This window comes from Bradyrhizobium sp. WSM4873 (assembly GCF_055811355.1).
Genome location: NZ_JBVVPS010000022.1, coordinates 25,302 through 51,411, shown reverse-complemented (window position 1 = coordinate 51,411; position 26,110 = coordinate 25,302). Strand labels below are relative to the sequence as shown.

Sequence of the window (26,110 nt, the reverse complement as noted above, 5' to 3'; positions counted from 1 at the left end):
TCTTCCCACCTCGACCTCTGACCTCACACGATTTTTAATCGATGTGCAGAAAGTGGGCAATTTCCCATCTCTGATGGGCTGTCGAGTGCGGCCGTTTTGGCTTATCTTAGCCTCTCCCAATCTAGACCTGACCGCCGAACCGCCAACGACCCGGCGAGCCCTTGGAGTGAGTGGTGCCCATGACTGACGTGACGACGCCTGCCCATACCAACGGGCAAGACGGGTACCTGAAGCGGCCTGCGATCTCATTCGAGTTCTTTCCGCCCAAGACGGAAGATATGGAGCGCAATCTCTGGGATACCATCAACCGGCTGGCCCCGCTCGACCCGAAATTCGTCTCGGTCACCTATGGCGCCGGCGGCTCGACCCGTGAGCGCACCCACGCGACCATCTCGCGCATCCTGAAAGAAACCGCGCTGCTGCCGGCCGCGCATCTGACCTGCGTCGGCGCCTCGCGCGGGGAGATCGACGAGATCGTCGATCGCTATCACGAGGTCGGCGTCCGCCACATCGTGGCCTTGCGCGGCGATCCCGCCGGCGGCATCGGCACGGCCTATTCCAGCCATCCCGAGGGCTACCAGAGCTCCGCCGACCTCGTCGCCGGCATCAGGAAGCGGCACGGCGATATCGAGGTGTCGGTCTCGGCGTACCCCGAGAAGCATCCCGAGGCGCGCGACTTCGATGATGACATCGACACGCTGCAGGCCAAGGTCGATGCGGGTGCGACCCGCGCGATCACGCAGGTGTTCTTTGATAACGACCTCTACTTCCGTTATCTCGACCGCGTGCGCGCGCGGGGGATCAACATCCCGATCGTGCCGGGCATCATGCCCATGCATAATTTCAAGCAGGCTCGCAATTTCGTCACCCGCAACGGCACCTCCGTGCCGGACTGGATCGCCGCGAAGTTCGAGGGCCTCGATGAAGACGCCGAGACCCGCAAGCTGGTGGCGGCGACGGTCGCCGCGGCCCAGGTGCAGAAGCTCGCCAAGCACGGCGTCGACACCTTCCATTTCTACACCATGAACCGCGCCGATCTCGTGTTCGCGATCAGCCATTTGCTCGGCATCCGCGCCAAGAGCGCGCAGAAGGCGGCTTGAGACACCATGATCGTATCCACTTCTCCCAAGCGAACCGCCCTGCTCGACGCCGCGCGCGAGCGCATTCTCGTGCTCGACGGCGCCATGGGCACGATGATCCAGAACCTCCAGTTCGACGAGGCCGCCTTCCGCGGCGAGCGCTTCAAGACCTTCCATCGCGATTTGCGCGGCAACAACGACCTCCTGATCCTGACCCAGCCGCAGGCGATCGAGGACATCCACGCCGCCTATTTGCGTGCCGGCGCCGACATCGTCGCCACCAACACCTTCTCCACGACCTCGATTGCCCAGGCCGATTACGATCTCGCCGACATCGTCTATGAGATGGCGCGCGAAGGCGCCCGCCTCGCCGGCAACGCCGCACGCCGCGTCGAGGCCGAGGACGGCAAGCCGCGCTTCGTGGCCGGCGCGATCGGACCGACCAACCGCACCGCCTCGATCTCGCCCGACGTGTCCAATCCCGGCTACCGCGCCGTCACGTTCGACGATCTGCGCAAATCCTATGGCGAGCAGATCAACGGCATGCTCGACGGCGGCGTCGATCTGCTGCTGGTCGAGACCATCTTCGACACGCTGAACGCCAAGGCTGCGCTCTACGCGATCGCCGAGATCACCGAGGAGCGCGGCATCGACGTGCCCGTGATGGTGTCGGGCACCATCACCGACAAGTCCGGCCGCCTGCTGTCCGGCCAGTTGCCGGAAGCGTTCTGGCATTCGGTGCAGCATGCGAAGCCCGTTACCATCGGCTTCAACTGCGCGCTCGGCGCGGAAGATCTGCGCGCGCATATCGCCGATATCGGGCGGGTCGCCGACACGCTTGTTTGTGCCTATCCCAATGCCGGCCTGCCCAACGAGTTCGGCCAGTATGACGAGACCCCGGAATACATGGCCCGGCTGGTCGGCGAGTTCGCGCGTGATGGTTTGGTCAACATCGTCGGCGGCTGCTGCGGCACCACGCCGGACCATATCGCGGCGATTGCGGCTGCGGTCGCGCCGCACAAGCCGCGCATCGTGCCGGAGATCGAACCTCGCCTGCGGCTCTCCGGCCTCGAGCCGTTCATCCTGACCGACGCCATTCCTTTCGTGAACGTCGGCGAGCGCACCAACGTCACCGGCTCCGCCCGCTTCCGCAAGCTGGTCACCGCCGGCGACTACACCGCCGCGTTGCAGGTAGCTCGCGACCAGGTCGAGAACGGCGCACAGATCATCGACGTCAACATGGACGAGGGTCTCCTGGACTCGGAAGCCGCGATGGTGACCTTCCTCAACCTCGTCGCCGCCGAGCCCGACATCGCCCGCGTGCCCGTGATGGTCGACAGCTCGAAATTCTCCGTGATCGAGGCCGGCCTGAAATGCGTGCAGGGCAAGCCCGTCGTCAATTCGATCTCGATGAAGGAAGGCGAGGACAAGTTCATTCACGAGGCCAAGATCGCCCGCCGCCACGGCGCGGCCGTCGTGGTGATGGCGTTCGACGAGGTCGGCCAGGCCGACACGTTCGCCCGCAAGACCGATATCTGCAAGCGCGCCTACGACATTTTGGTGAACCGCGTCGGCTTCCCGCCGGAAGACATCATCTTCGATCCGAATATTTTCGCGATCGCAACCGGCATCGAGGAACACAACAATTACGGCGTCGACTTCATCGAGGCGACGCGCTGGATACGCAAGAACCTGCCGGGCGCGCACATTTCCGGTGGTGTATCCAATTTGTCGTTCTCGTTCCGCGGCAACGAGCCGGTGCGAGAGGCCATGCACTCGGTGTTCCTGTATCACGCCATCAAGGCCGGCATGGACATGGGCATCGTCAATGCCGGGCAGATGATCGTCTATGACGACATCGATCCCGAATTGCGCCAGGTGTGCGAGGACGTCATCCTCAACCGCGACCCCGGTGCGTCCGAGCGTCTGCTGGCGCTAGCGGAAAGATTCCGCGGTAACAAGACCCAGACCAAGGAAGCCGATCTCGCCTGGCGCGAATGGCCGGTGGCGAAGCGGCTGTCGCATTCGCTGGTGCATGGGATCACCGAGTTCATCGAGCAGGATACCGAGGAGGCCCGCAAGGCTTCGAAGCGGCCGCTCGACGTGATCGAGGGACCGCTGATGGCGGGCATGAACGTGGTCGGCGATCTCTTCGGCGACGGCAAGATGTTCCTGCCGCAGGTGGTGAAGTCGGCACGCGTGATGAAGCAGGCTGTCGCCTGGCTGATGCCGTTCATGGAAGAGGAGAAGGCGCGCAACCTCGCCAACGGCATCGGCACGGAAGGCTCCTCGTCCGCCGGCAAGATCGTGCTCGCGACCGTCAAGGGCGACGTCCACGACATCGGCAAGAACATCGTCGGCATCGTGCTCCAGTGCAACAACTACGAGGTGATCGACCTCGGCGTCATGGTGCCCGCGGCCAAGATCGTCGAGACCGTGAAGGCGGAGAAGGCCGACATCGTCGGGCTGTCCGGCCTGATCACGCCCTCGCTCGACGAGATGGCGTTCTTCGCTGGCGAATTGCAGCGCGAAGGCCTCAAGCTGCCGCTGCTGATCGGCGGCGCCACGACGAGCCGCGTGCATACGGCGGTGAAGATCGACCCGAGCTATCGCGCAGGCCCCGTGGTGCATGTCAACGACGCCAGTCGCGCGGTGGGTGTTGCATCTGCTCTGCTGTCGCCCGAGAGGCGCGAGACCTATGCCGCCGAAGTCCGGGCCGAATACGCAAAGATCTCGGATGCGCATATGCGCGCCCAGGCCGACAAGAAGCGGCTGAAGCTGGCGACCGCCCGCGCCAACCGCGTGCCGGTCGACTTTGCCGCGAACAAACCGGTGAAGCCGACCTTCCTCGGCACCAGGAGCTTTGACGACTACGATCTCGCCGAGCTGGTGCCCTATATCGACTGGACGCCGTTCTTCCAGACCTGGGAGCTCGCCGGGCGCTTCCCCGCCATCCTCGACGATGCCAAGGTCGGCGAAGTCGCGCGCTCGCTCTACGATGACGCGCGCAAGATGCTCGACCTGATCGTCAAGGAGAAATGGTTCCGCGCGCGGGCCACCGTCGGCTTCTGGCCGGCCAATGCGCAGGGCGACGACATCGTGCTCTATGCCGACGAGAGCCGGACCAGGACGATCGCGACGCTGCACACGCTGCGCCAGCAGCTCGAGAAGCGCGAGGGCCGTTTCAACGCGGCGCTGTCCGACTTCGTCGCGCCTGTAGGCACCGGCGTGCCCGATTATGTCGGCGGGTTCGTCGTCACCGCCGGCATCGGCGAGGATGTGGTCGCCGACCGGTTCAAGATGGCCAATGACGACTACTCCTCGATCCTGTGCAAGGCGCTGGCCGATCGCCTTGCGGAGGCCTTCGCCGAGCGCATGCATGCCCGCGTGCGCCGCGAGTTCTGGGCCTATGCGCCGGATGAGGCGCTCTCGACCGACGATCTGATCCTCGAAAAATACCAGGGCATCCGTCCCGCCCCCGGCTATCCCGCGCAGCCCGATCACACCGAGAAGGCCACGCTGTTCGACCTGCTCGACGCCGAGAACACTGCCGGCGTGAAGCTGACCGAGAGCTTCGCGATGTGGCCGGGCTCTTCCGTGTCGGGGCTCTATCTCGCGAATGCCGAGAGCTATTATTTCGGCGTTGGCAAGATCGAGCGCGATCAGGTCGAGGATTATGCCGCGCGCAAGGGCATGAGCGTCGCCGAGACCGAGCGCTGGCTCGCACCGATCCTGAACTACATCCCGGCGCGAGAGAGCGCGAGCGACAAGGCGACCTTCGTGGCAACACCGGCCAACGACGAAACGTCGAAGGAGCTTGCCTCGCATCCGCCGGGCTGCACCTGCGCCGTGCACCTGGTCTGGCAGAAGAAGCGCGCGGGCGCGGGCTAGGCGCCCTCCAAACACAAAACGAGAAATCAACCCCATGCACAGTAGGCATGGGGTTGAAAAAGCACGATAAATTCGGCCTTACCGAAATTGCTTGCGGCGTCGGGCAAAACACCTGTAACATTCCATCATCGCCGACCGTGTCCGTTTGATACTCGCTGCCCCGTCCGCCGCGATCATGGGCGCATGCCAGACGTTCGATGTCGTCCTGGCGAAAGCCAGGATTCATACCGCGTCCATCGGTGACCATCGCTGGCACTCCCGAACGACCAATCCTCGCCAAATGACCCGCTGGGGTCATGGGTCCTGGCTTTCGCCAGGACGACGTTGGTGAAGCAACGCCTGGCATGTGCCGGGCAACGCGCAGCATCGAACGCAACGCGTGTTCGCTGCGACCAATGCCGGTCGCCGCCGAAGCGCAGGGGAATCGGATGCTGAACGCCCAACAATTGATGTGGACCCAGATTGCCGCCGGCATCGCCGTGCTGCTGTTTGGATTGACGCTGTTCAACCTGGTCCGCATGCGCGGCCGGATGGTGGCGGCGCGGAGCTGGGACAAGGTCGAGGGCATCATCACGGTCTCGCGGGTCGACCAGCCGGCGGCGCATTCCTCGGACGACCGGAACGACGCCAAGCCCATCATCCGCTACCGCTATCAGGCCGGCGGCCAGGAGCTGGAAGGCGACAAGGTCTTTGTCGGCGGCACCGTCATCACCACGAGGGTCCTGGCCGCAAAACTGACCGGACGTTATCCGGTCGGCGCCCATGTCGACGTCCATGTCGATCCCAAGCAGCCGACCGAGGCGCTGCTGGAGCCCGCCGCCGCGCAGAACGTCGCGGCACTGGTTGCGTTCACAATGGTGTTCGGCATCATCGCCGCCACCCTGACCGCGCATTCGTTCGCAGGCCACGTGCTCTACGCCGACAAGGGCGTCCCGCTATTCGCGTTCGCGGTGCCGATCATCGTGCTCGTGGGCGGGGTGTTCCTCGCCGCCGATTATGTCCGGACGCGCCGGCTGGCGAGCGCCAGCCTGCGCTGGCCGACCGCGTCGGGCAGGGTCATCCATTGCGACGTGATCGAGGAAATCATCGAAGAGAAGACCGAGCACGACAATCGACCGACGACGTCAAAGCTCGTCCACCGCTATCAGGTCGACCTGCGCTACGCCTACAGGGTCGGCAAGCGCGACTTCATCGGCACCGAAGTCGATTGGAACGGCACCATGATCTCCGGCCTGCGCGAGGTCGCCGAAGACGCCGCGGCGAAATATCGGCCCGGGAAGAGCGTCCAGGTCTATTACGATCCGGACCAGCCGGGGCAGGCTGTGCTGGAGCCCGCAAGCCGGAAAGGCGCGCTGGGGCCGCTGATCGGTGCCGCGGTCTGCGCGGTCGTCGGCGGCCTGTTCCTGATGATCCTGATCAAAATCGGGTTTGCGTAGCGGCGCTTCTCCTCGCCTGCGCAGCACGATCGCATATGGCGTGCACGATGCAACAGCATCGGCAGTGGGCTCCCTCTCCCACTTGCGGGGAGGGCTGGGGTGGGGGTGTCTCCGCGTTGGCGTTGTCGAGAATTACGGAGGATGTCCCCCGTGTGGTGAGAGCCCTCACCCGCCGCGCGCGGGACGATGCTTCGCATCGCCCGGAGCAAGCCGCGCCGTCCTCGTGAAATCCCCTGCAATTGCGGGAGAGCCTGAAAACGGCTCACCCCTTCGGCGGTGCCAGCGGCTGCACGATCTCCTTGAACGGCGCCAGCGCCTCGCAAGCGGCGGCATGCGCCGACAGCGCCGGATACCGCGACGGCTCGAACGATTGAGGGTGCGCCTCGCGGGTGAAGCGGACGACGCAGGCCACCGCGATGTCGGCGTGACCGATGCGATCACCTAACCAGTACGGCGTGGTCACCTTGGCGCGCTCGGCCTCCAACGCTTTCAGCACGTCCGCGATCTGCGCCTCGCAACGCTCCACCCACAGTGCAAGCTGCTCCTTCCGCAGCACCCGCTCGTAGAGCAGGCTCACCGCCTTGTCGCCGAGGCCGGAAGCGAGCGCGCAGATGCGCAAATGACGCCGGCGCTCGGCGCCGGAGCGCGGCAGCATCGCCTTCTCCGGCCCGACCAACTCGTCGAGATAATCGAGGATGACCGTGCTCTCGATCAGCGCCTCGCCGTCGTCGAGCACCAGCGTCGGCACGCGTCGCAGCGGGTTATAGGGCGCGATCTTCTCGGCATCGCCGAAGGTCGACCACGGCTTGTGCTCGAAGGCGAGGCCGTAAAGCCGCAGCGCGATCGCGACACGGCGGACAAAGGGGGAATCATATTGGCCGATCAGGAACATGTTTTGCGCTCTTCTGGCTTTGGACAAGGCAGGGCCAATCAGTTTCCACGGCAAGGCCGCAGTGGCGCAAGCAAAATCACGGAAGTGGAGCATTGCGCCGGATGCAACGGCACCGCGACAGCGTCCGCCGGATGCGCTGTCAAGGACGGTATCATGACAGCAACAATGGACATCAATCGGGAGCGGATCGCGGCGACTGAGGCCGTCATCCGCCCGCACATACGGTGCACGCCGCTCGTCCAGCCGATCTCGCTGATTTTGGCCTGCCGCCCGTACCGGTCATTTTCAAGCTCGAGCTGTTGCAGCATTCCGGATCGTTCAAGGCGCGGGGTGCCTTTGCCAATCTGCTGTTGCGCCAGCGGCGAGCGGGTCACGGTGCTGGTTTGCGGCGCCAACACCAATGCGGTGAATTTCAACGGCTAACGAGGGTCGTGATGCCGGCACTCCGTCATTGCGAGCACAGCGAAGCAATCCAGGATCTCTCGGCGGAGACAGTCTGGATTGCTTCGTCGCAAGGGCTCCTCGCAATGACGGTGGGGAGGCAGCTGCGCACTAGCCGATAATCGGCACATGCTTTGCCGCCGTCCGCGGCGCGGTGCCATTGAGACGCGGGTCGTCGGCGACCTCGATCTGGCGCCGAAATGCACGGAAGCCTGAGCGCTGGTAGAATGCGACGGCCGACGGATGATCGAAGGTGCAGGTGTGCACCCAGACGCGGGACAGATCGTGTGACCATGCGACCTCAAGCGCGCGGTTCATCATAAAGCGGGCGGCACCGCTGCCGATCAGTTTCGCGGTGACACCGAAATACACGAGCTCGCACTGGCCGGCCTCCCGAAAGTCCAGCTCCAGCAGGCCTTCATCGTGGCTGTCCACGGCAAGCGCATAGACCTCGACGCCCGGTGCGTGGACGATTGCGGCGAGCTCGGCGTCGTTCATGCGCGCGCGCGAAAACCACAACCACTCTTCGCCCACGCGGCGATGGAGGTCGCGATACCAATGAAGCGCGGGGGTATCGACCTTGCGAAGGGTCCAGGCGCCGGGAGGATCGTCACGCGGCGCCGGGCGCGCGGTCATCTCGAGATGCGTGACGACGGCAGCGATCTTGCCGGCGGGAATGTCGGAATAGCCGTCGGGGAGGATCATGGGATGCGTCCCTTTGAAGCTGAACGCCGGCCACACCTTCCGTGTCGTCCTGGCGAAAGCCAGGACCCATTACCACAGCTGGTCGCGGTTGCGGCAGGTTGGGGCGACCAGCGGTCCAAGGCAACTTAGCTCGGTGGTTATGGGTCCTGGCTTTCGCCAGGACGACGGCGGAGTTTGTGGATACGCCTCATTCACCGCGGCGTCAGGGTAATCGCTTCTGGAGACCCCCGGATTTCGCTGCGCTCCATCCGGGCTACGAGACCGGCCTACCCCTCGCCCTCGTCGCTTGCCAGCACGCCCTTCACCGCCCTCGCCCAGCCGGCGAGCTTCCGCTCGCGCGTGGCCTGGCTCATGTTCGGCTTGAAGCGATGCTCGAGGCGCCAGTTGTCGGCGAACTTCGTCGGCTCGGGATAGACGCCGGCCTGGAGGCCCGCGAGATAGGCGGCGCCCAGTGCCGTCGTCTCCTGGATCACGGGGCGATCGACGGGCGCGTCGAGCAGGTCGGCGAGGCGCTGCATGGTCCAGTCGGATGCGGTCATGCCGCCATCGACGCGGAGCACGACGCTTGCGGTTTCCGAGCTTGGCCAGTCGGCGCGCATCGCGGCCCAGAGGTCAAACGTCTGGTAGCAGACGCTTTCGAGCGCCGCATGGGCAAGCTCGGCCGGGCCGGTGTTGCGGGTGAGGCCGAACAGCGCGCCGCGCACGCGCGGATTCCAGTACGGCGCGCCCATGCCGACGAAGGCCGGGACGAGATAGACGCTCTGCATCGAGTCGGACTGATCAGCAAGAGGTCCAGTCTCGGCGGCATGCTTGATGATGCCGAGGCCGTCGCGCAGCCATTGCACCGCGCTGCCTGCGACGAAGATCGAGCCTTCGAGCGCGTAGGTGCGTTTGCCGCCGAGCTGGTAGGCGATGGTGGTGAGCAGCTTGTTCTTCGAGGCCACGGGCGTGGTGCCGGTGTTGAGCAGGGCGAAGCAGCCGGTGCCGTAGGTCGACTTCATCATGCCCGGGCGGAAGCAGGCCTGGCCGATGGTCGCGGCCTGCTGGTCGCCGGCGATGCCGGAGATCGCAATCGCGCCGCCGAACAGGTCCGGCGTGCTCTCGCCGAAACGGGCGGAGGAATCCTTCACCTCGGGCAGCATCGAGCGCGGCACGCCGATGATCTCCAAGAGCTCGTCGTCCCACTCGCCGGTGTGGATGTTGAACAGCAGCGTGCGCGAGGCGTTGGTGGCGTCGGTGGCATGCACCTTGCCGCCGGTGAGGCGCCACAGCAGATAGCAATCGACGGTGCCGAACATCAGCTCGCCGCGGGCGGCGCGCGCCCGTGCGCCGGGGACGTGGTCGAGAATCCAGGCGACCTTGGTGCCGGAGAAATAGGGATCGATGATCAGGCCGGTCTTCTGCGAGATCACGGGCTCGCGGCCGTCGGCTTTCAGCTTGGCGCAGATGTCGGCGGTGCGGCGGTCCTGCCAGACGATGGCGCGGTGCACGGCCTGCCCGGTCGCGCGGTCCCACACCACGGTGGTCTCGCGCTGGTTGGTGATCCCGATCGCGGCGATGTCCTTTGCGCTGATGCCGGCCTGCGCGATCGCGTCGCGGCAGACCGTCACGGTCGAGGTCCAGATGTCCTCAGGCTCGTGCTCGACCCAGCCCGAGGCGGGGAAATGCTGCGGAAACTCGGCCTGCGCCTTCGCCGCAATGGAAATGTCGCCGCGAAACACGATCGCGCGCGAGGAGGTGGTGCCCTGGTCGATGGCGAGGACGAAAGACATGGCGGCTTGCCCTTGGCGTGTTCCCGTGAGGAGGGGTTGTTGTGTTGGGGCAGAGAAAACGGGATTGCCGGCAGCAGGTCAAGGCGCGGGCGTTGATCCTCCCCTGGGGGGTGCGGCGGCATCGGCAGTGCGCTCCCTCCCCCGCTTGCGGGCGAGGGCTGGGGTGAGGGCTGTCTCCGCAATGGGATGTCGAGAATTGCGGAGGGAATCCCCACGGGTGAGAGCCCTCACCCGCCGCGCGCGGACGATGCTTCGCATCGCCCGGGGCGCGTCGGCCTCTCCCGCAAGCGGGCGAGGCGGAGCAAGCGGCGCGGTCCTTTTGAATTTCATATGCCACTTCCCCGGAGCGGGGGAGGACACCGGGCTAGGACAGAGAATGCGAAAATGCTACATGCCGGGCCGGCAAATGGGGCGGCATGACCTTCACTTCTTTTCAGTTCGGCATCTTCGTCGCGATCGTGTTCGGCGTCTATTACCTGCCTTCCCTGCGCGGCTTCCAGGTCCCGCTGCTCGTCCTCGCAAGCGTGTTCTTCTATGGCTTCGGCCAGCCGGAGCTGCTGCCGCTGCTGCTCGTCGCGGTGCTCGGCACCCATCTCTGCCTGGTGCTTGCGTTCGATAATCGAACTTTCTGGATGCCGGCCGGCATCGTCTTCAATCTCGGCCTGCTGGCGTTCTTCAAATACAAGTTCCTGTTCGTTGACGCCGCCGCGACCCATCTCACCGGCACCGCGCCGATTGACTTCCTGCTGCGGCTGCCGCTGCCGATCGGCATCTCGTTCTTCGTGTTCCACAACATCAGCCTGCTGGTCGACCTGACGCGCGAGAAGCGCACCGTGCGCTTGCGCGAGGTGTTCCTCTACATCATCTTCTTTCCGCAGCTGGTGTCCGGCCCGATCACGCGCGCGGCCCAGTTCATGCCGCAGATCGTTCCCAAGCGGATCGGTGACGTTGCCTTCGTCGAGGCCGCGAAATGGATCCTGGTCGGCTATTTCTTCAAGCTGTATGTGGCGAACAATCTCAACGAGATGACGTCCTATATGGACTTCCCGCTCTACGAGACGCTGCGCACGCAGGACCGCTGGCTGCTGGTGTTCCTCTACAGCTACCAGATCTACGCCGACTTCTTCGGCTACTCGGCGATCGCGCTCGGCCTCGGCCTGCTGTTCGGCTATCGCCTGCCCGTGAACTTCAACCTGCCCTACATCTCGACCTCGTTCTCGGAGTTCTGGACACGTTGGCACATCTCGTTGTCGAGTTGGCTCAAGACCTATTTGTACATTCCGCTCGGCGGCAACCGTCATGGACCGGCTCGAACCTGCCTCAACCTCATGATCGTGATGACGCTTGGTGGACTCTGGCATGGTGCCAGCCTGAGCTACGCCCTGTGGGGCATGGCGCACGGAATCCTGCTCGTGATCGAACGACCGTTCCTGAAGCTCCTGGGCGATCGAAGCCCGGCGGTGCGGGTGATCCGGATGGGCATTGTGTTCTTCTGCGTCACGATGCTCTGGATCTTCTTCAAGCTGCCGAACTTCGACCACGCGCTCAGCTACCTCAAGGGAATGTTCATCGCGACGGACACGCCCAATCCGCCAAAACTGTTCACCAACCTCGCTTTGCTCTATGCCTTGCCGGTTATCATCCAGCATGTCGGCATCGGCGCGCTGGTCGAAGGCCGGTTGCGGCGATGGGAGCCGTATCTCTATGGCGCGCTCGCGGCGCTCGCCTGTCTCGAGGCGGGGCCCGACAGCACCTTCATCTACTTCCAGTTCTGACATGCAGCAGAATTTAACGCTTTCATGGCTGATCAAGTGCGCGGCGGCTGCAGCCGCGCTGCTGCTGGCCTGCGCCTTCACGAAGGCGCGCTTCGGCTCGGCCCTGCAGCAGCCGGCGGTCACGACCCGCGGCGGCAGCCTGATCAGTCTCAACCGCTTTGTGCGGGATCCCACGCCTGAAGTCGTGGTGGTCGGCAGCTCGGTCGCCTGGCGCCTCAAGGAGGAGTATTTCTCGCCGCCGCGCGTCCGCAATCTTTCGTTGGCGGGCGGCTCGCCGGTGACAGGTCTCGAGATCGTCGCGAACCGGCCGAACCCGCCAAAGATCGTGCTGATCGAGACGAATGTCCTGACGCGCGAGTCGGACAGCGCGCTGATCGAGAAATTTTCCGGCGGCGCGGGCACGGAAGCGCTGCTGTTGCGCCCGGTGCGAACAGCGGTCGCGGGCTATGAAACGTGGAAGCACGGTGAACCCGATCCCGCCCGGGCGCGCGCCGAGCGGGATCGCCTGCTCAGCCAGCCGCCGGGCACGTTCGACAACAAGGTCTATCTCGACCGTGCGCTGGAGCAGATGAACGAAGCTGACCCGACCGTGCCGGTACGCGCGAATGTGGTCCGCGTCAGGCAGCTCATCGACGAGCTGCAGCGGCGCGGCACCCGCGTGTTTCTGATCCACGTTCCGTTTGCGCCGGAGATCGAAGGCTCCCGCATGGTCCGGATCACCAACGAGATCGTCAACGAAGCCTTCCCGGATCGCGCGCTTTGGCTGCCGATCGATCCGCCGCGACGCGAGCTGCGTTGGGACGACGGCGTGCATCTCGACGAACGTTCGGCCCTGATCGTCGTCCGCGCCATCGAAAGCGCCATCGAACGCACCTTGGCCGAGCGCCGCCCGTAGCGGACGAGCGGCGACTACGGCGCCGCCGTGGTCACGCCCCCGTCGATGACGATGGTCTGTCCGGTCATGAAGCTCGACGCATCCGAGGCGAGGTAGGCGACTGCGCCCGCGATTTCGTCGGGTTCGCCGATGCGGCGAAGCGGCGTGGTGGCGGTGCGGCGCTTCAGATTCGCTTCGTCTTCCCACAGCGCGCGGGCGAAGTCGGTCTTGACCAGGCCGGGCGCGATGCAGTTGACGCGGACGCCTTTCGGGCCCCATTCGCCGGCGAGCGAACGACACAGCGCGAAGTCGGCGGCTTTCGAGATGCCGTAGGCGCCGATCACGGTCGAACCGCGCAGGCCGCCGATCGAGGAGATGATGACGACGGAGCCGTTGCCGCGCTCGGCCATCTGCGGGATCGCCAGCGCGGAGAGCCAGATGTTGCTCTTGACGTTGCTGCCCATGATCTTGTCGAAGGCTTCGTCGGTGATGTCGAGCAGCGGGCCGTAATACGGGTTGACGGCGGCGTTGCAGACCAGGATGTCGATCTTGCCGTAATGCTTGGTCGCGCCCGCGATCAGCGCCTCGACCTCCTGCTTGCGCGCGATGTTGCAGGGGATGACGGTGGCGTCACCACCGGCCGCCTTGATGCCATCGACGACCTCCTGGCACGCGTCGGCCTTGCGCGAGGAGACCACCACTTTGGCGCCGAGTTTTGCGAGCAGCTCGGCGGAGGAGCGGCCGATGCCGCGGCTGGAGCCGGTGACCACGGCGACCTTGCCGGTGAGATCGAACGGGGTGTTTTTCATTGGTGTCGGGGTCCCTGCGTCCACTTGTTCGGTGTCATCGCCCGGCTTGACCGGGCGATCCCGTACGCCGCGGCTGAAGCTGTGTGAACGAACAGCCGCCGCGGAGTACTGGATGCCCCGGTCAAGCCGGGGCATGACAGTCTTCGTGTGGCCGGCTCAGTTCAGATCAACCCGCCACCATCCGCCACGCGGCGCTGGTGGTAGTCGGTGTCACCGAACGAGTTCTCAATCATGGTCAGGCGTTTGAAATAGTGGCCGATCTTCGCCTCCATGGTCATGCCGATGCCGCCGTGGAGCTGGATCGCCTGCTGTCCGACGAACTTCAGCGATTTGCCGATCTGCACCTTGGCCGCCGCAACGGCGTTGCTGCGCTCCTTGGCGTCCTCGAAATCAGCAGCCATGGTCGCGAACATCGACATCGATCGCGCCTGCTCGGCGGCGACGAACATGTCGGAGGCGCGGTGCTGCAGCGACTGGAACGAACCGATCGGCACGCCGAACTGCTTGCGCGTCTTAATGTACTCGACCGTGGTCTTCAGCGACTCGTCCATCAGGCCGACCGCTTCGGCGCAAAGCGCGATGCGAGCTTCGTCGACCACACGCTCGATCAGCGCGAGCGAGTCGTCGGGATTGCCGAGCGCCGCATCGGCACCGATTTCGACGCCGGTGAAGGTGATGTCGGCGGCATGCAGGCCGTCCTGGGTCGGGTACGACTTCTTGGCGACGCCCTTGGCGTCGGCCGGCACCAGGAACAAACCGATGCCGCTCTTGTCGCGGCGCTCGCCCTTGGTGCGCGCGGTCACGATGAGCGTGTCGGCGTTCTCGCCGTTGAGCACGACGAACTTCTCGCCGTCGATGACCCAACCGTCGCCCTTCTTCTTCGCCGTCGTGGTGACGTCGAAGAGATCGTAGCGCGAGTTCTTCTCGAGCTGGGCAAAGGCGAGCGTCTTGCTGCCGTCGACGATGCCGGGCACATGCGCGGCCTTCTGCGCATCGCTGCCCGCATGGCGCAGGAAGCCGCCGCCGATCACGACGGTCGCGAGATAAGGCTCGAGCACCAGCGCCTTGCCGAGCGCCTCCATCACGATCATGGTCTCGACGCCGCCGCCGCCAAAGCCGCCATCGGCCTCCGCGAAGGGCAGACCGAGCAGGCCCTGCTCGGCGAGCTTGCCCCAGACGGTTTTGCTCCAGCCGCCCTTCTCCTTCATGTACTTCTTGCGGCTCTCGAAATCGTAGGAATCGGTCAAGAGTCCGTCGATGCTTTCCTTGAGAAGCCGTTGCTCCTCGTTCAGATCAAAATCCATGTTCGTTGCTCTCCGGTATCGATGTCGTCATGCCCGGCCTTGTGCCGGGCATCCACGTTCTTTCGTAGCGCTAGGCGTGGATGGCCGGGTCGAGCCCGGCCATGACGGTGAGTGCGTGTTGATAGTGTACGATCAAAGCCCCAGCACCGCCTTGGCGATGATGTTGCGCTGGATCTCGTTGGAGCCGCCGTAGATCGAGACCTTGCGGTTGTTGAAATAGCTCGGCGCGATCTGGGCGGTCCAGTCCATGGCTTCGTTCGAGCCGTCATCGCCGTGCACATCGTAGGGTGCCGCGAACGGGCCGATCACTTCCATCAGCAGCTCGGTGGTGGTCTGCTGAATCTCGGAGCCCTTGATCTTCAACACTGACGACGCCGGATTGGGCTTGCCCTTGCCATGCTTGCCTTCGTCGGCGACGACGCGGAGCTGGGTGAGTTCGAGCGCCTTGAGCTCGATCTCGCAGGCCGCGAGCTTGTCGCGGAAGGCCGCGTCCTGGATGATCGGCTTGCCGCCGGATTCGACCTTACCGGCGAGATCGCGGATGCGGCGGAGCCGCTCCTTGGAGACGCCGACCCGGGCAATCCCGGTGCGCTCATTGCCGAGCAGGAATTTCGCGTAGTCCCAGCCCTTGTTCTCCTCGCCGATCAGGTTCTCGATGGGCACTTCGACGTCGTCGAAGAACACCTCGTTGACCTCGGCGCCGCCGTCGATGGTCTGGATCGGGCGCACAGTGACGCCCTTGGACTTCATCGAGAACACGATGAAGGAGATGCCCATCTGCTTCTTGGCGGAGGGGTCGGTGCGGCAGAGGCAGAAGATCATGTCGGCGTGCTGGGCGAGCGTGGTCCAGGTCTTCTGGCCGTTGATGATCCATTTGTCGCCCTTGCGCTCGGCCTTGGTCTTGAGCGAGGCGAGGTCGGAGCCGGAGCCGGGCTCGGAGAAGCCCTGGCACCACCAATCGTCGACATTGGCGATGCGGGGCAGATACTGCTTCTTCTGCTCTTCATTGCCGAAGGTGTAGATGACGGGGCCGACCATGCTGACGCCGAAGGCGAGCGGCTGCGGCGCCGGATAGGACTGCAGCTCCTCGTTGAAGATGTAGTGCTGCACGGAGGTCCAGCCGGTGCCGCCATATTGCTTGGGCCAGTGGCTGACGCCCCAGCCCTTCTTGTTGAGGATGCGCCACCACGTCACCATCTCGTCCTTCGAGAGGTGGCGGCCCTCGACCAGCTTGCGCCGCGTATCCGGCGGCACGTTGTCGCGGAAGAATGATCGCACTTCCTCGCGAAACGCCTGCTCTTCTTTCGTGAATGCGAGATCCATCGGATCCTCCTGTGAATGTGTCGTCCCGGCGAAAGCCGGGACCCATAACCACCGACCTCGTTGTCTTGCGAAGGCCATTGTTGTTCGTGCGCCAAACTCCTGCTGCGGAGTATGGGTCCCGGCTTTCGCCGGGACGACGGCTGCTGGACCAGAACTACTGCAACACCTCGAAAAGCCCCGCCGCGCCCATGCCGCCACCGACGCACATGGTGACGACCGCGTACTTCGCCTTGCGGCGGCGGCCTTCGATCAGAGCGTGGCCGGTGAGACGCGCGCCCGACATGCCGTAGGGATGGCCCACCGCGATCGCGCCGCCGTCGACGTTGATCTTGTCGGGGTCGATGCCGAGCTTGTCGCGACAATACAGCACCTGCACCGCGAAGGCTTCGTTCAGCTCCCACAGGCCGATGTCGTCGACGGTGAGGCCATGACGCTTGAGCAGGCGCGGCACGGCGAACACCGGGCCGATGCCCATCTCGTCCGGCTCGCAGCCGGCGGAGACGAAGCCGCGGAAGATGCCGAGCGGGTTCAGCCCGCGCTTCGCCGCTTCCTTGTCGCTCATGATCACAGAGGCGCTAGCCCCGTCCGAAAGCTGGCTGGCATTGCCGGCGGTGACGCTGAATCCTTCACCGCGCACGGCCTTGAGGCCGGCGAGGCCTTCTGCGGTGGTCTCGGGGCGCGGGCCCTCGTCCTGCGAGAGCGTGACGTCCTTGAACGAGACTGCACCGGTCGCCTTGTCGGTCACCGCCATTTTGGTGGTGATCGGCGCGAGCTCGTCCTTGAATTTGCCGCCCTGCTGGGCCGCGGCGGTGCGGCGCTGGCTCTCCAGCGAATATTCGTCCTGCTTCTCCCGTGAGATGCCGTAGCGCTTGGCGACGATCTCGGCGGTGTCGATCATGGGCATGTAGACCTCGCCCTTGATCTCGAGCAGCGCCGGGTCCTGCGCATGGAAGCCGTTCATCTTGTCGTTCTGCACCAGCGAGATGGACTCGCCGCCACCGCCGACCGCGATCTCGACGCCGTCGAAAATCACCGAACGTGCGGCGAGCGCGATCGCCTGCAGGCCCGAGGCGCATTGCCGGTCGATGGTGGTGCCGGCGATGGTGACGGGGAGACCGGCACGGAGCAGCGCCTTGCGCGCGATGTTGCCGCCGGTCGCGCCCTGTTGCAGCGCAGCGCCCATCACGACGTCCTCGACCTCCTTGGGGTCGACCTTGGCGCGCGCGACGGCTTCGCCGATGGCGTGGCCGAGCAGGGTTGCGCCCTCGGTGGCGTTGAGCGCGCCGCGATAGGCCTTGCCAATCGGGGTGCGAGCGGTGGAAACGATGACGGCGTCGGTCAAGAGCGATCTCCTGATGCAAGTCGGGTGGCAAGTTGGGCGGATTGTGATGGTTTCTGCTGCTGGCGCAACTCATGGCGCGACAGCTTTCCGACCGGCGTGCGCGGCAGATCGTCGACGAATTCGACCTCCGCCGGCAATTCGTGCTTGCCGAGCTTGCCGGTGAGCTGCGCGCGCAGTTCGTCGAGCGAGAACGGATTTGCGCCGGGCCTGAGCTTGATGAAGGCTTTTGCGGCCTCGCCGCGATAGGAGTCCGGAATGCCGAGCACGATCACCTCGTGCACGCCTGGTAGGGTGTAGATCGCCTGCTCGATCATCTGCGGGTAGACGTTGAAGCCGCCGGAGATAATCATGTCCTTCTTGCGGTCGACCAGGAAGAAATAGCCGTCGGTGTCGACATAGCCGATGTCGCCGGTGACGAAGCGGCCGTCGACGAAGGCCTCCGCGGACCCCTCGGGCCTGTTCCAGTAGCCCCTGGTGACGTTCGGGCCCTTGATCCGGATCTCGCCGACTTCGCCCGGCGGCAATACGCGTGTCGGATCGTCCAGCGCGACGACGTCGAGTTCGATGCCGGGCAGCATCAGGCCGATCGAGCCCGGCTTGTCGGGACCGGTGGGCGGATGGCCGGTGCCGGGCGAGCAGGTCTCGGTCATGCCCCAGCCGCTGCGGAGCTTCTTGCCGACCTTGCGTTCGAAGAAATTTGCGACCTCCACCGGCAGCGGCGCACCGCCGGAGCCGATGGTGGCGAGCGAGGAGAAGTCGCGCTTGTCGAGATCTGGGAGCGCGGCGATCGCGATCCACATCGTCGGCACGCCGGGGAAATAAGTCGCGCGCTTGATTTCGATGTCGCGCATCACCGCTTCGACGTCAAAACGCTGATGCAGCGAGATCAGATAGCCGCGGCTGAGCGAGGACAGCAGCACGACAGTGAGCGCATAAATGTGGAACAGTGGCAGCACGCAGATCACGCGCTCGACGACGTCGCCGCGCGTCGCGCGCGACGGCTTGCCCCAGACGTCGTAGATCGACACGGCCGAGGTGAGGTTGCCGTGGGTCAGCATCGCGCCTTTGGGCAGGCCGGTGGTGCCGCCGGTATATTGCAGCAGCGCGACATCGTCGGCGTTCACTTGCGGCCACTCTGCCGGCGCGGTTGCGCCCTCGACAAATGCCTTGAAGGTGACGATCCGGGGATCGCTGGGGATCGCAGCCTGCGGTGTGCCGACCTTGCCCCAGTTGTCGTCCTCGCAGACGACCAGGCGATCGATCAGGCCCTTCTCCAGGAATTTCAGCGCGGTCGGCAGCAGCGCCGCGAGGTTGGTGGTGACGAGCAGGCGCGAACCGGAATCGGAGACCTTGTGCGTCAGCGCGATCTCGCCGTCGAGCGGCGACAGATGCGCGACACGGGCGCCTGCCTTCAGTGCGCCGAAGAAATTGACGGGATGATCGGGCGTGTTGCCGAGGAACAGGGCGATGGAAGTGTTCTTGCCGCAGCCGGCGCGCAGGAACGCGGCAGCCGCACGCTCCGCCATCGCGGCGAGTTCGGTGTAGGTGATCGGACGATCCCGGAATTCCAGCGCGGTGCGCGGGCCGTAGTCAGCGGCGGCTTTTGCCAGCAGGTCAGGCAGCGTGCCCTGGACGATGGCGTCGTCCCAGCGCACGCCCTCGGGATAAAACTGTTCGCCGGGATGGGTCATTAAGGGTCGTTACTCTGCAAACGTGAGGCGGGCACGGACAGACGGGCTCCCTTCCCCCTTGTGGGGAAGGGTTGGGGAAGGCGGTGGCCACAAGCGCCGGCGCCCGGGCCTACCCCCCTCCCTGACCCTCCCCCACAAGGGGGGAGGGAACGGAGAGAGCGTTGCTCGGGGCGAGACATCACAGCCACCCCAATACCATCACGCCGCTTTCGAGCCCGCCGCGAGCGAGGCGAAGGTCTTGCCCTCCTCCGCGAGCTTCTTCAGCAGTGGCGCGGGCTCGAGGCTGGGGTCATTGGTCTCCTTCGCATAGAAGGAGAGACGATCGGCGATGTGCTTGAGGCCGACGGTGTCGGCCCAGAACATCGGGCCGCCGCGGTAGATCGGCCAGCCATAGCCATAGAGCCAGACCACGTCGATATCGGAGGGGCGCGCGGCGATGCCTTCTTCCAGGATCTTCGCGCCCTCGTTGATCATCGGATACATCATGCGCTCGAGGATCTCGTCGTCGCTGACGACGCGTTTCTTGCGGCCCAAACGCAGCAGCGTCTCGTCGATCAGCTTCTCGACTTCCGGATCCGGTAGCGCCGAACGGGAGCCGGCTTCGTATTTGTAATAGCCCTTGCCGGTCTTCTGGCCGAAGCGGCCGGCTTCGCAGAGCGCGTCCGCGATCTCCGACTTGATGCCGCGGTCCTTGCGCGAGCGCCAGCCGATGTCGAGGCCGGCGAGGTCACCCATCGCGAACGGCCCCATCGGCATGCCGAATTTCGTCACGACGGCGTCGACCTGCTGGGGCAAGGCACCTTCGAACAGCAACTTCTCCGACTGCTTGCCGCGCTGGGCCAGCATGCGGTTGCCGACAAAGCCGTCGCAGACGCCGACCACGGCCGGCACTTTTGCGATTTTCCGTGCGATGTTGACCGCGGTCACGAGGGCATCCGGCGCGGTCTTGTCGGCGCGCACGATCTCACACAGTTTCATGACGTTGGCGGGCGAGAAGAAGTGCATGCCGAGCACGTCCTGCGGACGCTTGGTCGACTTCGCGATCTCGTCGATGTTCAGGTAGGAGGTGTTGGAGGCGAGCACGGCGCCCGGCTTGACGTATTGGTCGAGCTTGCCGAACACTTCCTTCTTCACTGCCATGGTCTCGAACACGGCTTCGATGACGAGGTCGGCATCGCCGACGTTCTCGATGCCCACGACGCCGTTGATCAGCGCCATGCGCTTGGCGGGCGCATCCGCCGGGATGCCCCCGCGCGCCGCGGTCGCTTCCCAGTTCTTCTGCATGATGCCCATGCCGCGCTTGAGCTGCTCCTCGCCGGTCTCGATCAGGGTGACGGGAACGCCGGCATTGGCAAAGGACATCGCGATGCCGCCGCCCATCGTGCCGGCGCCGAGGATGGCGACGCGGTTCACGGGCCGCGGCTTGGTCCCTTCAGGAACACCGGCGATCTTGCTGGCCTCGCGCTCGGCGAAGAAGGCATAACGCTGCGCCTTGGACTGATCGCTGGCGACGAGCTTCAGGAAGCCCTCGCGCTCCTTCTTGAGGCCCTCGTCGAACGGCAGGTCGATGGCGTAGCCGACGGCGTCGGCCGCCGCGAACGGCGCTTCCAGGCCGCGCGACTTCTTGGTCATGGCCGCGACCGCGTTGGTGAAGATCGAGCGGTCGGCCTTGGCCGCCGCGATCTTGGAGTCGTCGTCGCGCAGACGGCGCAGCGGACGCTTTTCAGCCAACAGCTTTCGCACGAAAGCTTCGCCTCCGGCAGCCGGGCCCTCGACGATCTCCTCGATCAGCCCGTTCTTCAGCGCTTCCGCAGCGCCGATCGGATCACCGCCGACAATCATCTTGACCGCAAGCTCCGGCCCGACCGCGCGCGGCAGGCGCTGGGTGCCACCGGCGCCCGGCAGCAGGCCGAGCTTCACCTCGGGCAGGCCGAGCTTGGCTTCCTTCACCGCAACGCGGAAATGACAGGCGAGCGCGACCTCAAGGCCGCCGCCGAGCGCGGTGCCGTGGATCGCGGCCACGACCGGCTTCGGTGAATTCTCGATCTCGGAAAGCACGTCGTTGAGGGCGGGCGGCTTCGGCGGCTTGCCGAATTCAGTGATGTCGGCGCCCGCGATGAAGGTGCGGCCGGCACAGGTCAGCACGATGCCCTTGATCGCGGGATCGGCGACCGCGGCCTTGATGCATTCCAGAATTCCGCCGCGAACCGCGGCGCTCAGCGCGTTGACCGGAGGGCTGTCGACCGTGACGATCCCGACTTCGTCATGACGCTCAAGCTTGACCACTTCGCTCACGGTGTCCCTCCTTGGTGGGGTAATTTTTGTTCAATTTCGCACTGCGGAATTTAATTCCGCATCTTGACGGCAGGGTTATTTTGAAGCACGTGGCTTGTCAACGACTCCGCGCAAGAAGCAGATCAGGGATGAAGCGTACAGGAAAGAAGATAGCGACCGATCGGAATTTCGTCGTCGCGCTTTCCCGCGGACTAGACGTATTGCGCGCATTCCAGCCCAGCGACGGACTTCTTGGCAATCAGGAAATCGCGGCCCGCACCAATTTGCCCAAACCGACCGTTTCGCGGCTGACCTATACCTTGACCAAGCTCGGCTATCTGACGCCGGTTCCCCGCTTCGAGAAATATCAGCTTGCGCCGGCCGCGATGGCACTCGGCTACGCCGCTTTGTCCAATCTCGGCGTTCGGCATTTGTCCGAACCGTTCCGCGAGGAAATGATGCGCGCGACCGGGGGAGCCGTTGCCGTCGGCGGCCGCGACCGTCACAGCATGATCTATTTCGGGCAAAGCCGCGGCAGCGAGACGGTCGGCGTTCAACTTGACGTCGGCTCCCGCGTGCCGATTGCAACCAGCGCGATGGGCCGCGCCTATTTCTGGGCGCTCGAGGAGAACGATCGCGCGGAACTGTCCCGTGTCTTGCGCGAACATTACGGCAGCCGCTGGCCGAAGATGCGCGACGGGCTGGAACGTTCTGGCGAGACCGTCGCGAAATACGGATTTGCGATTTCGGTCGGCGACTGGCACGACGACATCGGCGCCGCCGGCGTCGCGCTCAGGCTCAACGACGGAACCGGCCCTTACGCATTCAATTGCGGCGCGCCGGCATTCCGCTTCACGGAAGAGCGTTTGATCAACGACATTGGACCGCGTCTGCTTGCGATGGTAAGGAACATCGAAGCGGCACTTGGGGGTCTGATGCCGCATTCCAAAAAAGACGTCAGCAAAAAGCTGAAATCAGGAGGGAAAGTTGCGCGTGTGGCCGAGGGGATCAGATAGCCTTTGTCATCATCGGGAGTGGTTCACATCGCTCCTTCGCTCACCGAACAGAGTGGGCGAGACGAGATGACGCAGGCACAGCTCGCGCAGGGGACATCGCCCCTGCTCGCGGTTCGCGACGTCAGCGTCGTGTTCGGCGGCATCATTGCGCTCAACGGCGTGTCCTTTGACATGCACAAGGGCCAGATCCTCGGCTTGATCGGCCCTAACGGCGCCGGCAAGACCACGCTCTTCAACTGCCTCTCGCGGCTCTACCAGCCGTCGTCCGGCGACATCCTGATGGAGGGCGCGAGCATCCTGACGCGGCCGCCGCACCGGATCGCGGAGATCGGCATCGGCCGCACGTTCCAGAACGTGGCGCTGTTTCCGAATTTGTCGGTGATGGACAATGTCCGCGTCGGCACCCATGCCCGCACCTCCAGCGACATCATCAGCGACTCGCTGCGGCTGGCCTGGGTTCGCCGCAGCGAGAGCGACGTCAACAAGAAGGTGCATGAGATCCTCGCCTATCTCGACCTCGAGGACGTCGCCCACACCGTCGTGTCGGGCCTGCCGTTCGGCACGCAGAAGCGCGTCGAGCTGGCGCGCGCGCTCGCTGCCGATCCGAAGATCCTGCTGCTCGACGAGCCCGCCGGCGGCCTCAACCACGAGGAAGTCTACGTGCTCGGCGACCTCATCCGCCGCATCCGCGACGAACGCCACATGACCGTGCTGCTGGTCGAGCATCATATGGGCCTCGTGATGTCGATCGCCGACCACGTCGTCGCGCTGAATTTCGGCAAGAAGCTCGCGGAAGGCACGCCCGCCCAGGTGCAGGCGGATCCCGACGTCATCAAGGCCTATCTCGGGAGCAAGGACCAATGACGACGCTGCTCAACGTCAAGGACCTGCGCGCCTATTACGGCCAGGTCCAGGCGCTCCACGGCCTGTCCTTCTCGCTCAGCGAGGGATCGCTGACCACGCTGCTCGGGGCCAACGGCGCCGGCAAGACCACCACGCTGCGCGCGATCTGCAACATGGTGCGCTCGACCGGCGGCATCGAGTTCGACGGCAAGCCACTGAACAACCGCTCCACCGAAAGCATCGTGCGGTTCGGCATCGCCCATGTGCCGCAGGGCCGCGGCACCTTCACCACCATGACGGTGGAGGAAAACCTCCAGCTCGGCGCCATCACCCGCAAGGACAGCGCCGGCATCGTCTCCGACATCGAGCGCATGTATGCGCATTTCCCGGTGCTCAAGCAGCGCAATACCCAGCAGGCCGGCACGCTCTCGGGCGGCGAGCAGCAGATGCTCGCGGTCGCCCGCGCCCTGATGCTGCGGCCGCGGCTGATGCTGCTGGACGAGCCTTCGTTCGGCCTGGCGCCGCTCGTGGTGCGCGACCTGTTCGGCATCCTCGGCAAGATCAATCGCGAGGACAAGGTGTCGATCCTGGTGGTCGAGCAGAACGCCCAGCTCGCGCTCGAGCTCGCCGACCAGGCCTATGTGATCGAGACCGGACGCATCGTGATGTCGGGCAACGCCAAGGACATCGCGAACAACGAAGAAATCCGCAAATCCTACCTGGGTTACTGAGGAGCCGGCACGATGGAGCTGTTCACCAACCAAGTGCTGGCCGGCATCGCCACGGGCGCGATCTACGCCTGCATGGCGCTCGCGGTGGTCATGATCTACCAGGCGATCGACCATCTCAACTTCGCGCAGGGCGAGATGGCGATGTTTTCGACCTTCATCTCCTGGCAGCTGATGCAATGGGGCATTCCCTATTGGGCTGCCTTCGTGATCACGCTGGCATTGTCCTTCGTCGGCGGCATCGCGATCGAGCGCATCCTGTTCAAGCCGCTCGCCAAGGCGCCGGTGCTGACCAACGTCGCCGGCTTCATCGCGCTGTTCGCGATCATCAACTCCTCCGCCGGCCTGATCTGGGACTTCACCATCAAGCAGTATCCGACCCCGTTCGGCTCCTCGCCGTTCCTCGGCAGCCAGCTGATCTCGACCCACCAGGCCGGCATGATCGGCGTCACGGTGCTGCTGCTTCTCGGCCTCTACTTCTTCTTCCAGTACACCAAGATCGGCCTCGCCATGCGTGCGGCCGCCTCCGTGCCTGAATCGGCCCGGCTGGTCGGCATCAACACAAGCTGGATGATCGCGCTGGGCTGGGGCATGGCCTCCGCGATCGGTGCGATCGCCGGCATGCTGATCGCACCGGTCGTGTTCCTCGAGCCCAACATGATGGGCGGCGTGCTGATCTACGGCTTCGCCGCGGCGGTGCTCGGCGGACTGACCAGCCCGTTCGGCGCCGTGGTCGGCGGCTTCCTGGTCGGTGTCTTCGAAAACCTCGCCGGCACCTACATTCCCGGCGTCGGCAACGAGTTGAAACTCCCGATCGCGCTCGCGCTGATCATTTCCGTCCTGGTCGTCAAACCCGCTGGCCTGTTCGGCCGGCAAATCGTCAAGCGAGTTTGATCATGAGCGCTGCAGAAGACGTCGTCACGGAAGCCCCGGCCGTCGAGGCGGTTCCGAAGCGGGCGATGACGCTGGGCACGGGCACCTCCCTGTTGGTGCTGGCGGTGCTGTTGGTGGTGCCGGTGTTCGTCAAGAACTTCATCATCTTCCAGATGACGATGCTCCTGATCTACGGGCTCGCGGTGCTGGCCTTGAACATCCTGACGGGCGGCTCCGGCCAGTTTTCGCTCGGCCAGAGCGCCTTCTACGCCGTGGGCGCTTATACGTCGGCGGTGCTGATGGAGTACTTCAACGTCAACTATGCGCTGACAATTCCGGTTTCCGCGGCGGTCTGCTTCGCATTCGGCTACCTGTTCGGCAAGCCGGCGCTGCGGCTGTCGGGCGTCTATCTCGCGCTCGCGACCTTTGCGCTTGCCACCGCGATGCCGCAGCTCTTGAAGCTGAACTTCCTGGAGCACTGGACGGGCGGCGTGCAGGGCCTCGTCGTCACCAAGCCCGACGCACCGTTCGGGCTGCCGATGTCGCAGGACACGTGGCTCTACTACTTCTCGCTCGCCGTCGTGCTCGCGATCTACATCTTCTCGGTCAACCTGCTGCGCTCCCGCTCGGGCCGCGCCTTCATGGCGATCCGCGACAACGAGATCGCGGCCTCCTCGATGGGCGTCAACGTCGCACTGTACAAGACGCTGGCCTTCGGCGTGTCCGCCGGCATCACCGGCGTTGCCGGCTCGCTTGGCGCCATCGCCGTGCAGTTCGTCGCGCCCGACAGCTACACGATCACGCTGGCGATCTCGCTGTTCCTCGGCATGGTCGTCGGTGGCGTCGGCTGGCTGCCCGGCTCGTTCGTCGGCGCAGCCTTCATCATCTTCGTGCCGAACATGGCGGAGGGCATCTCCAAGGGCCTCTCCGGCGCCGTATTCGGCGTACTCCTGTTCGCCGTCATCTACCTCGTGCCACACGGCGCGAGGCAGATCGCGATCATGGGCCAGCAACTCGTCGGCCGGCTCAGAAAGAACTGACA

General features: G+C 64.8%; 19 protein-coding genes and 1 pseudogene. 11 read left to right on the top strand and 9 right to left on the bottom strand.

Annotated features, from left to right (window positions below):
* Nucleotides 1-179 precede the first annotated feature (179 nt).
* From metF to AC0L21_RS25725, 3 genes are all read left to right on the top strand, one after another.
* Nucleotides 180-1,100, top strand: coding sequence for a methylenetetrahydrofolate reductase [NAD(P)H] (gene metF, locus AC0L21_RS25735; protein ID WP_473264540.1), 921 nt, complete (start codon nucleotides 180-182; stop codon nucleotides 1,098-1,100).
* Nucleotides 1,101-1,106: 6 nt separating this feature from the next.
* Nucleotides 1,107-4,970: a methionine synthase gene (gene metH / locus AC0L21_RS25730; protein ID WP_473264539.1), complete on the top strand. Its 3,864-nt coding sequence runs from the start codon at nucleotides 1,107-1,109 to the stop codon at nucleotides 4,968-4,970.
* A 428-nt stretch (nucleotides 4,971-5,398) separates the two neighbouring features.
* Nucleotides 5,399-6,406 (top strand): DUF3592 domain-containing protein, encoded by a 1,008-nt coding sequence (locus AC0L21_RS25725; protein ID WP_473264538.1) that lies wholly within the window; start codon nucleotides 5,399-5,401, stop codon nucleotides 6,404-6,406.
* A gap of 262 nt (nucleotides 6,407-6,668) precedes the next feature.
* Here AC0L21_RS25725 and AC0L21_RS25720 read toward each other — a convergent pair whose 3' ends face one another.
* On the bottom strand, nucleotides 6,669-7,298 hold the full coding sequence (locus AC0L21_RS25720; protein WP_473264537.1) for a glutathione S-transferase family protein: 630 nt from the start codon (nucleotides 7,296-7,298) through the stop codon (nucleotides 6,669-6,671).
* A 153-nt stretch (nucleotides 7,299-7,451) separates the two neighbouring features.
* On the opposite strand from AC0L21_RS25720, the pseudogene AC0L21_RS25715 reads away from it, so the two are divergent.
* A pseudogene (locus AC0L21_RS25715) lies at nucleotides 7,452-7,657 on the top strand (threonine/serine dehydratase); the annotation flags it as partial.
* A 193-nt stretch (nucleotides 7,658-7,850) separates the two neighbouring features.
* On the opposite strand, the gene AC0L21_RS25710 reads toward AC0L21_RS25715, so the two are convergent.
* On the bottom strand, nucleotides 7,851-8,444 hold the full coding sequence (locus AC0L21_RS25710; RefSeq protein ID WP_473264536.1) for a GNAT family N-acetyltransferase: 594 nt from the start codon (nucleotides 8,442-8,444) through the stop codon (nucleotides 7,851-7,853).
* Between the two features lie 266 nt (nucleotides 8,445-8,710).
* The gene (gene glpK, locus AC0L21_RS25705; protein WP_473264535.1) at nucleotides 8,711-10,216 is read right to left on the bottom strand and encodes a glycerol kinase GlpK; all 1,506 of its coding nucleotides are present in this window, start codon (nucleotides 10,214-10,216) and stop codon (nucleotides 8,711-8,713) included.
* Nucleotides 10,217-10,632: 416 nt separating this feature from the next.
* Between glpK and AC0L21_RS25700 the strand changes: the two genes are divergently transcribed.
* Nucleotides 10,633-11,991 (top strand): MBOAT family O-acyltransferase, encoded by a 1,359-nt coding sequence (locus tag AC0L21_RS25700; protein WP_473264534.1) that lies wholly within the window; start codon nucleotides 10,633-10,635, stop codon nucleotides 11,989-11,991.
* 1 nt (nucleotide 11,992) lies between these two features.
* Nucleotides 11,993-12,886, top strand: coding sequence for a hypothetical protein (locus AC0L21_RS25695; protein ID WP_473264532.1), 894 nt, complete (start codon nucleotides 11,993-11,995; stop codon nucleotides 12,884-12,886).
* A 14-nt stretch (nucleotides 12,887-12,900) separates the two neighbouring features.
* On the opposite strand, the gene AC0L21_RS25690 is transcribed toward AC0L21_RS25695, so the two are convergent.
* The 6 genes from AC0L21_RS25690 to AC0L21_RS25665 form a co-directional block, all read right to left on the bottom strand.
* On the bottom strand, nucleotides 12,901-13,674 hold the full coding sequence (locus tag AC0L21_RS25690; protein ID WP_473264530.1) for an SDR family NAD(P)-dependent oxidoreductase: 774 nt from the start codon (nucleotides 13,672-13,674) through the stop codon (nucleotides 12,901-12,903).
* Between the two features lie 161 nt (nucleotides 13,675-13,835).
* The gene (gene pimD / locus AC0L21_RS25685) at nucleotides 13,836-14,978 is read right to left on the bottom strand and encodes a pimeloyl-CoA dehydrogenase small subunit (RefSeq protein WP_473264529.1); all 1,143 of its coding nucleotides are present in this window, start codon (nucleotides 14,976-14,978) and stop codon (nucleotides 13,836-13,838) included.
* A 132-nt stretch (nucleotides 14,979-15,110) separates the two neighbouring features.
* Nucleotides 15,111-16,301, bottom strand: a complete 1,191-nt coding sequence (gene pimC, locus AC0L21_RS25680) for a pimeloyl-CoA dehydrogenase large subunit (RefSeq protein WP_085351714.1) — start codon at nucleotides 16,299-16,301, stop codon at nucleotides 15,111-15,113.
* A 154-nt stretch (nucleotides 16,302-16,455) separates the two neighbouring features.
* On the bottom strand, nucleotides 16,456-17,643 hold the full coding sequence (locus AC0L21_RS25675; RefSeq protein WP_473264528.1) for an acetyl-CoA C-acyltransferase: 1,188 nt from the start codon (nucleotides 17,641-17,643) through the stop codon (nucleotides 16,456-16,458).
* Nucleotides 17,640-19,334, bottom strand: coding sequence for a dicarboxylate--CoA ligase PimA (gene pimA, locus AC0L21_RS25670; RefSeq protein ID WP_473264527.1), 1,695 nt, complete (start codon nucleotides 19,332-19,334; stop codon nucleotides 17,640-17,642). The genes AC0L21_RS25675 and pimA overlap by 4 nt, the downstream gene beginning before the upstream one ends.
* Nucleotides 19,335-19,532: 198 nt before the next feature.
* Nucleotides 19,533-21,629 (bottom strand): 3-hydroxyacyl-CoA dehydrogenase NAD-binding domain-containing protein, encoded by a 2,097-nt coding sequence (locus tag AC0L21_RS25665; protein WP_473264526.1) that lies wholly within the window; start codon nucleotides 21,627-21,629, stop codon nucleotides 19,533-19,535.
* Nucleotides 21,630-21,757: 128 nt separating this feature from the next.
* On the opposite strand from AC0L21_RS25665, the gene AC0L21_RS25660 reads away from it, so the two are divergent.
* The 5 genes from AC0L21_RS25660 to AC0L21_RS25640 all read left to right on the top strand — a co-directional run bounded on the left by AC0L21_RS25660 (nucleotide 21,758) and on the right by AC0L21_RS25640 (nucleotide 26,108).
* The gene (locus AC0L21_RS25660) at nucleotides 21,758-22,624 is read left to right on the top strand and encodes an IclR family transcriptional regulator (RefSeq protein ID WP_473264608.1); all 867 of its coding nucleotides are present in this window, start codon (nucleotides 21,758-21,760) and stop codon (nucleotides 22,622-22,624) included.
* A 66-nt stretch (nucleotides 22,625-22,690) separates the two neighbouring features.
* Nucleotides 22,691-23,488: an ABC transporter ATP-binding protein gene (locus AC0L21_RS25655; protein ID WP_473264524.1), complete on the top strand. Its 798-nt coding sequence runs from the start codon at nucleotides 22,691-22,693 to the stop codon at nucleotides 23,486-23,488.
* Nucleotides 23,485-24,198, top strand: a complete 714-nt coding sequence (locus AC0L21_RS25650) for an ABC transporter ATP-binding protein (RefSeq protein WP_473264523.1) — start codon at nucleotides 23,485-23,487, stop codon at nucleotides 24,196-24,198. Before AC0L21_RS25655 ends, AC0L21_RS25650 begins: the two co-directional genes overlap by 4 nt.
* A gap of 12 nt (nucleotides 24,199-24,210) precedes the next feature.
* The gene (locus tag AC0L21_RS25645; RefSeq protein ID WP_007599708.1) at nucleotides 24,211-25,089 is read left to right on the top strand and encodes a branched-chain amino acid ABC transporter permease; all 879 of its coding nucleotides are present in this window, start codon (nucleotides 24,211-24,213) and stop codon (nucleotides 25,087-25,089) included.
* 2 nt (nucleotides 25,090-25,091) lie between these two features.
* Nucleotides 25,092-26,108: a branched-chain amino acid ABC transporter permease gene (locus AC0L21_RS25640; protein WP_473264522.1), complete on the top strand. Its 1,017-nt coding sequence runs from the start codon at nucleotides 25,092-25,094 to the stop codon at nucleotides 26,106-26,108.
* Nucleotides 26,109-26,110: the final 2 nt, after the last annotated feature.

What these genes read in the sequence shown, in the direction of transcription:
- AC0L21_RS25640 (WP_473264522.1), top strand. Translation starts at nt 25,092, where the DNA reads ATGAGCGCTGCAGAAGACGTCGTCACGGAAGCCCCGGCCGTCGAGGCG.
- metF (WP_473264540.1), top strand. Translation starts at nt 180, where the DNA reads ATGACTGACGTGACGACGCCTGCCCATACCAACGGGCAAGACGGGTAC.
- AC0L21_RS25650 (WP_473264523.1), top strand. Translation starts at nt 23,485, where the DNA reads ATGACGACGCTGCTCAACGTCAAGGACCTGCGCGCCTATTACGGCCAG.
- AC0L21_RS25655 (WP_473264524.1), top strand. Translation starts at nt 22,691, where the DNA reads ATGACGCAGGCACAGCTCGCGCAGGGGACATCGCCCCTGCTCGCGGTT.
- pimA (WP_473264527.1), bottom strand. Translation starts at nt 19,334, where the DNA reads ATGACCCATCCCGGCGAACAGTTTTATCCCGAGGGCGTGCGCTGGGAC.
- pimD (WP_473264529.1), bottom strand. Translation starts at nt 14,978, where the DNA reads ATGGATTTTGATCTGAACGAGGAGCAACGGCTTCTCAAGGAAAGCATC.
- AC0L21_RS25710 (WP_473264536.1), bottom strand. Translation starts at nt 8,444, where the DNA reads ATGATCCTCCCCGACGGCTATTCCGACATTCCCGCCGGCAAGATCGCT.
- AC0L21_RS25660 (WP_473264608.1), top strand. Translation starts at nt 21,758, where the DNA reads ATGAAGCGTACAGGAAAGAAGATAGCGACCGATCGGAATTTCGTCGTC.
- AC0L21_RS25645 (WP_007599708.1), top strand. Translation starts at nt 24,211, where the DNA reads ATGGAGCTGTTCACCAACCAAGTGCTGGCCGGCATCGCCACGGGCGCG.
- metH (WP_473264539.1), top strand. Translation starts at nt 1,107, where the DNA reads ATGATCGTATCCACTTCTCCCAAGCGAACCGCCCTGCTCGACGCCGCG.
- pimC (WP_085351714.1), bottom strand. Translation starts at nt 16,301, where the DNA reads ATGGATCTCGCATTCACGAAAGAAGAGCAGGCGTTTCGCGAGGAAGTG.
- AC0L21_RS25690 (WP_473264530.1), bottom strand. Translation starts at nt 13,674, where the DNA reads ATGAAAAACACCCCGTTCGATCTCACCGGCAAGGTCGCCGTGGTCACC.
- AC0L21_RS25700 (WP_473264534.1), top strand. Translation starts at nt 10,633, where the DNA reads ATGACCTTCACTTCTTTTCAGTTCGGCATCTTCGTCGCGATCGTGTTC.
- AC0L21_RS25695 (WP_473264532.1), top strand. Translation starts at nt 11,993, where the DNA reads ATGCAGCAGAATTTAACGCTTTCATGGCTGATCAAGTGCGCGGCGGCT.
- glpK (WP_473264535.1), bottom strand. Translation starts at nt 10,216, where the DNA reads ATGTCTTTCGTCCTCGCCATCGACCAGGGCACCACCTCCTCGCGCGCG.
- AC0L21_RS25725 (WP_473264538.1), top strand. Translation starts at nt 5,399, where the DNA reads ATGCTGAACGCCCAACAATTGATGTGGACCCAGATTGCCGCCGGCATC.
- AC0L21_RS25720 (WP_473264537.1), bottom strand. Translation starts at nt 7,298, where the DNA reads ATGTTCCTGATCGGCCAATATGATTCCCCCTTTGTCCGCCGTGTCGCG.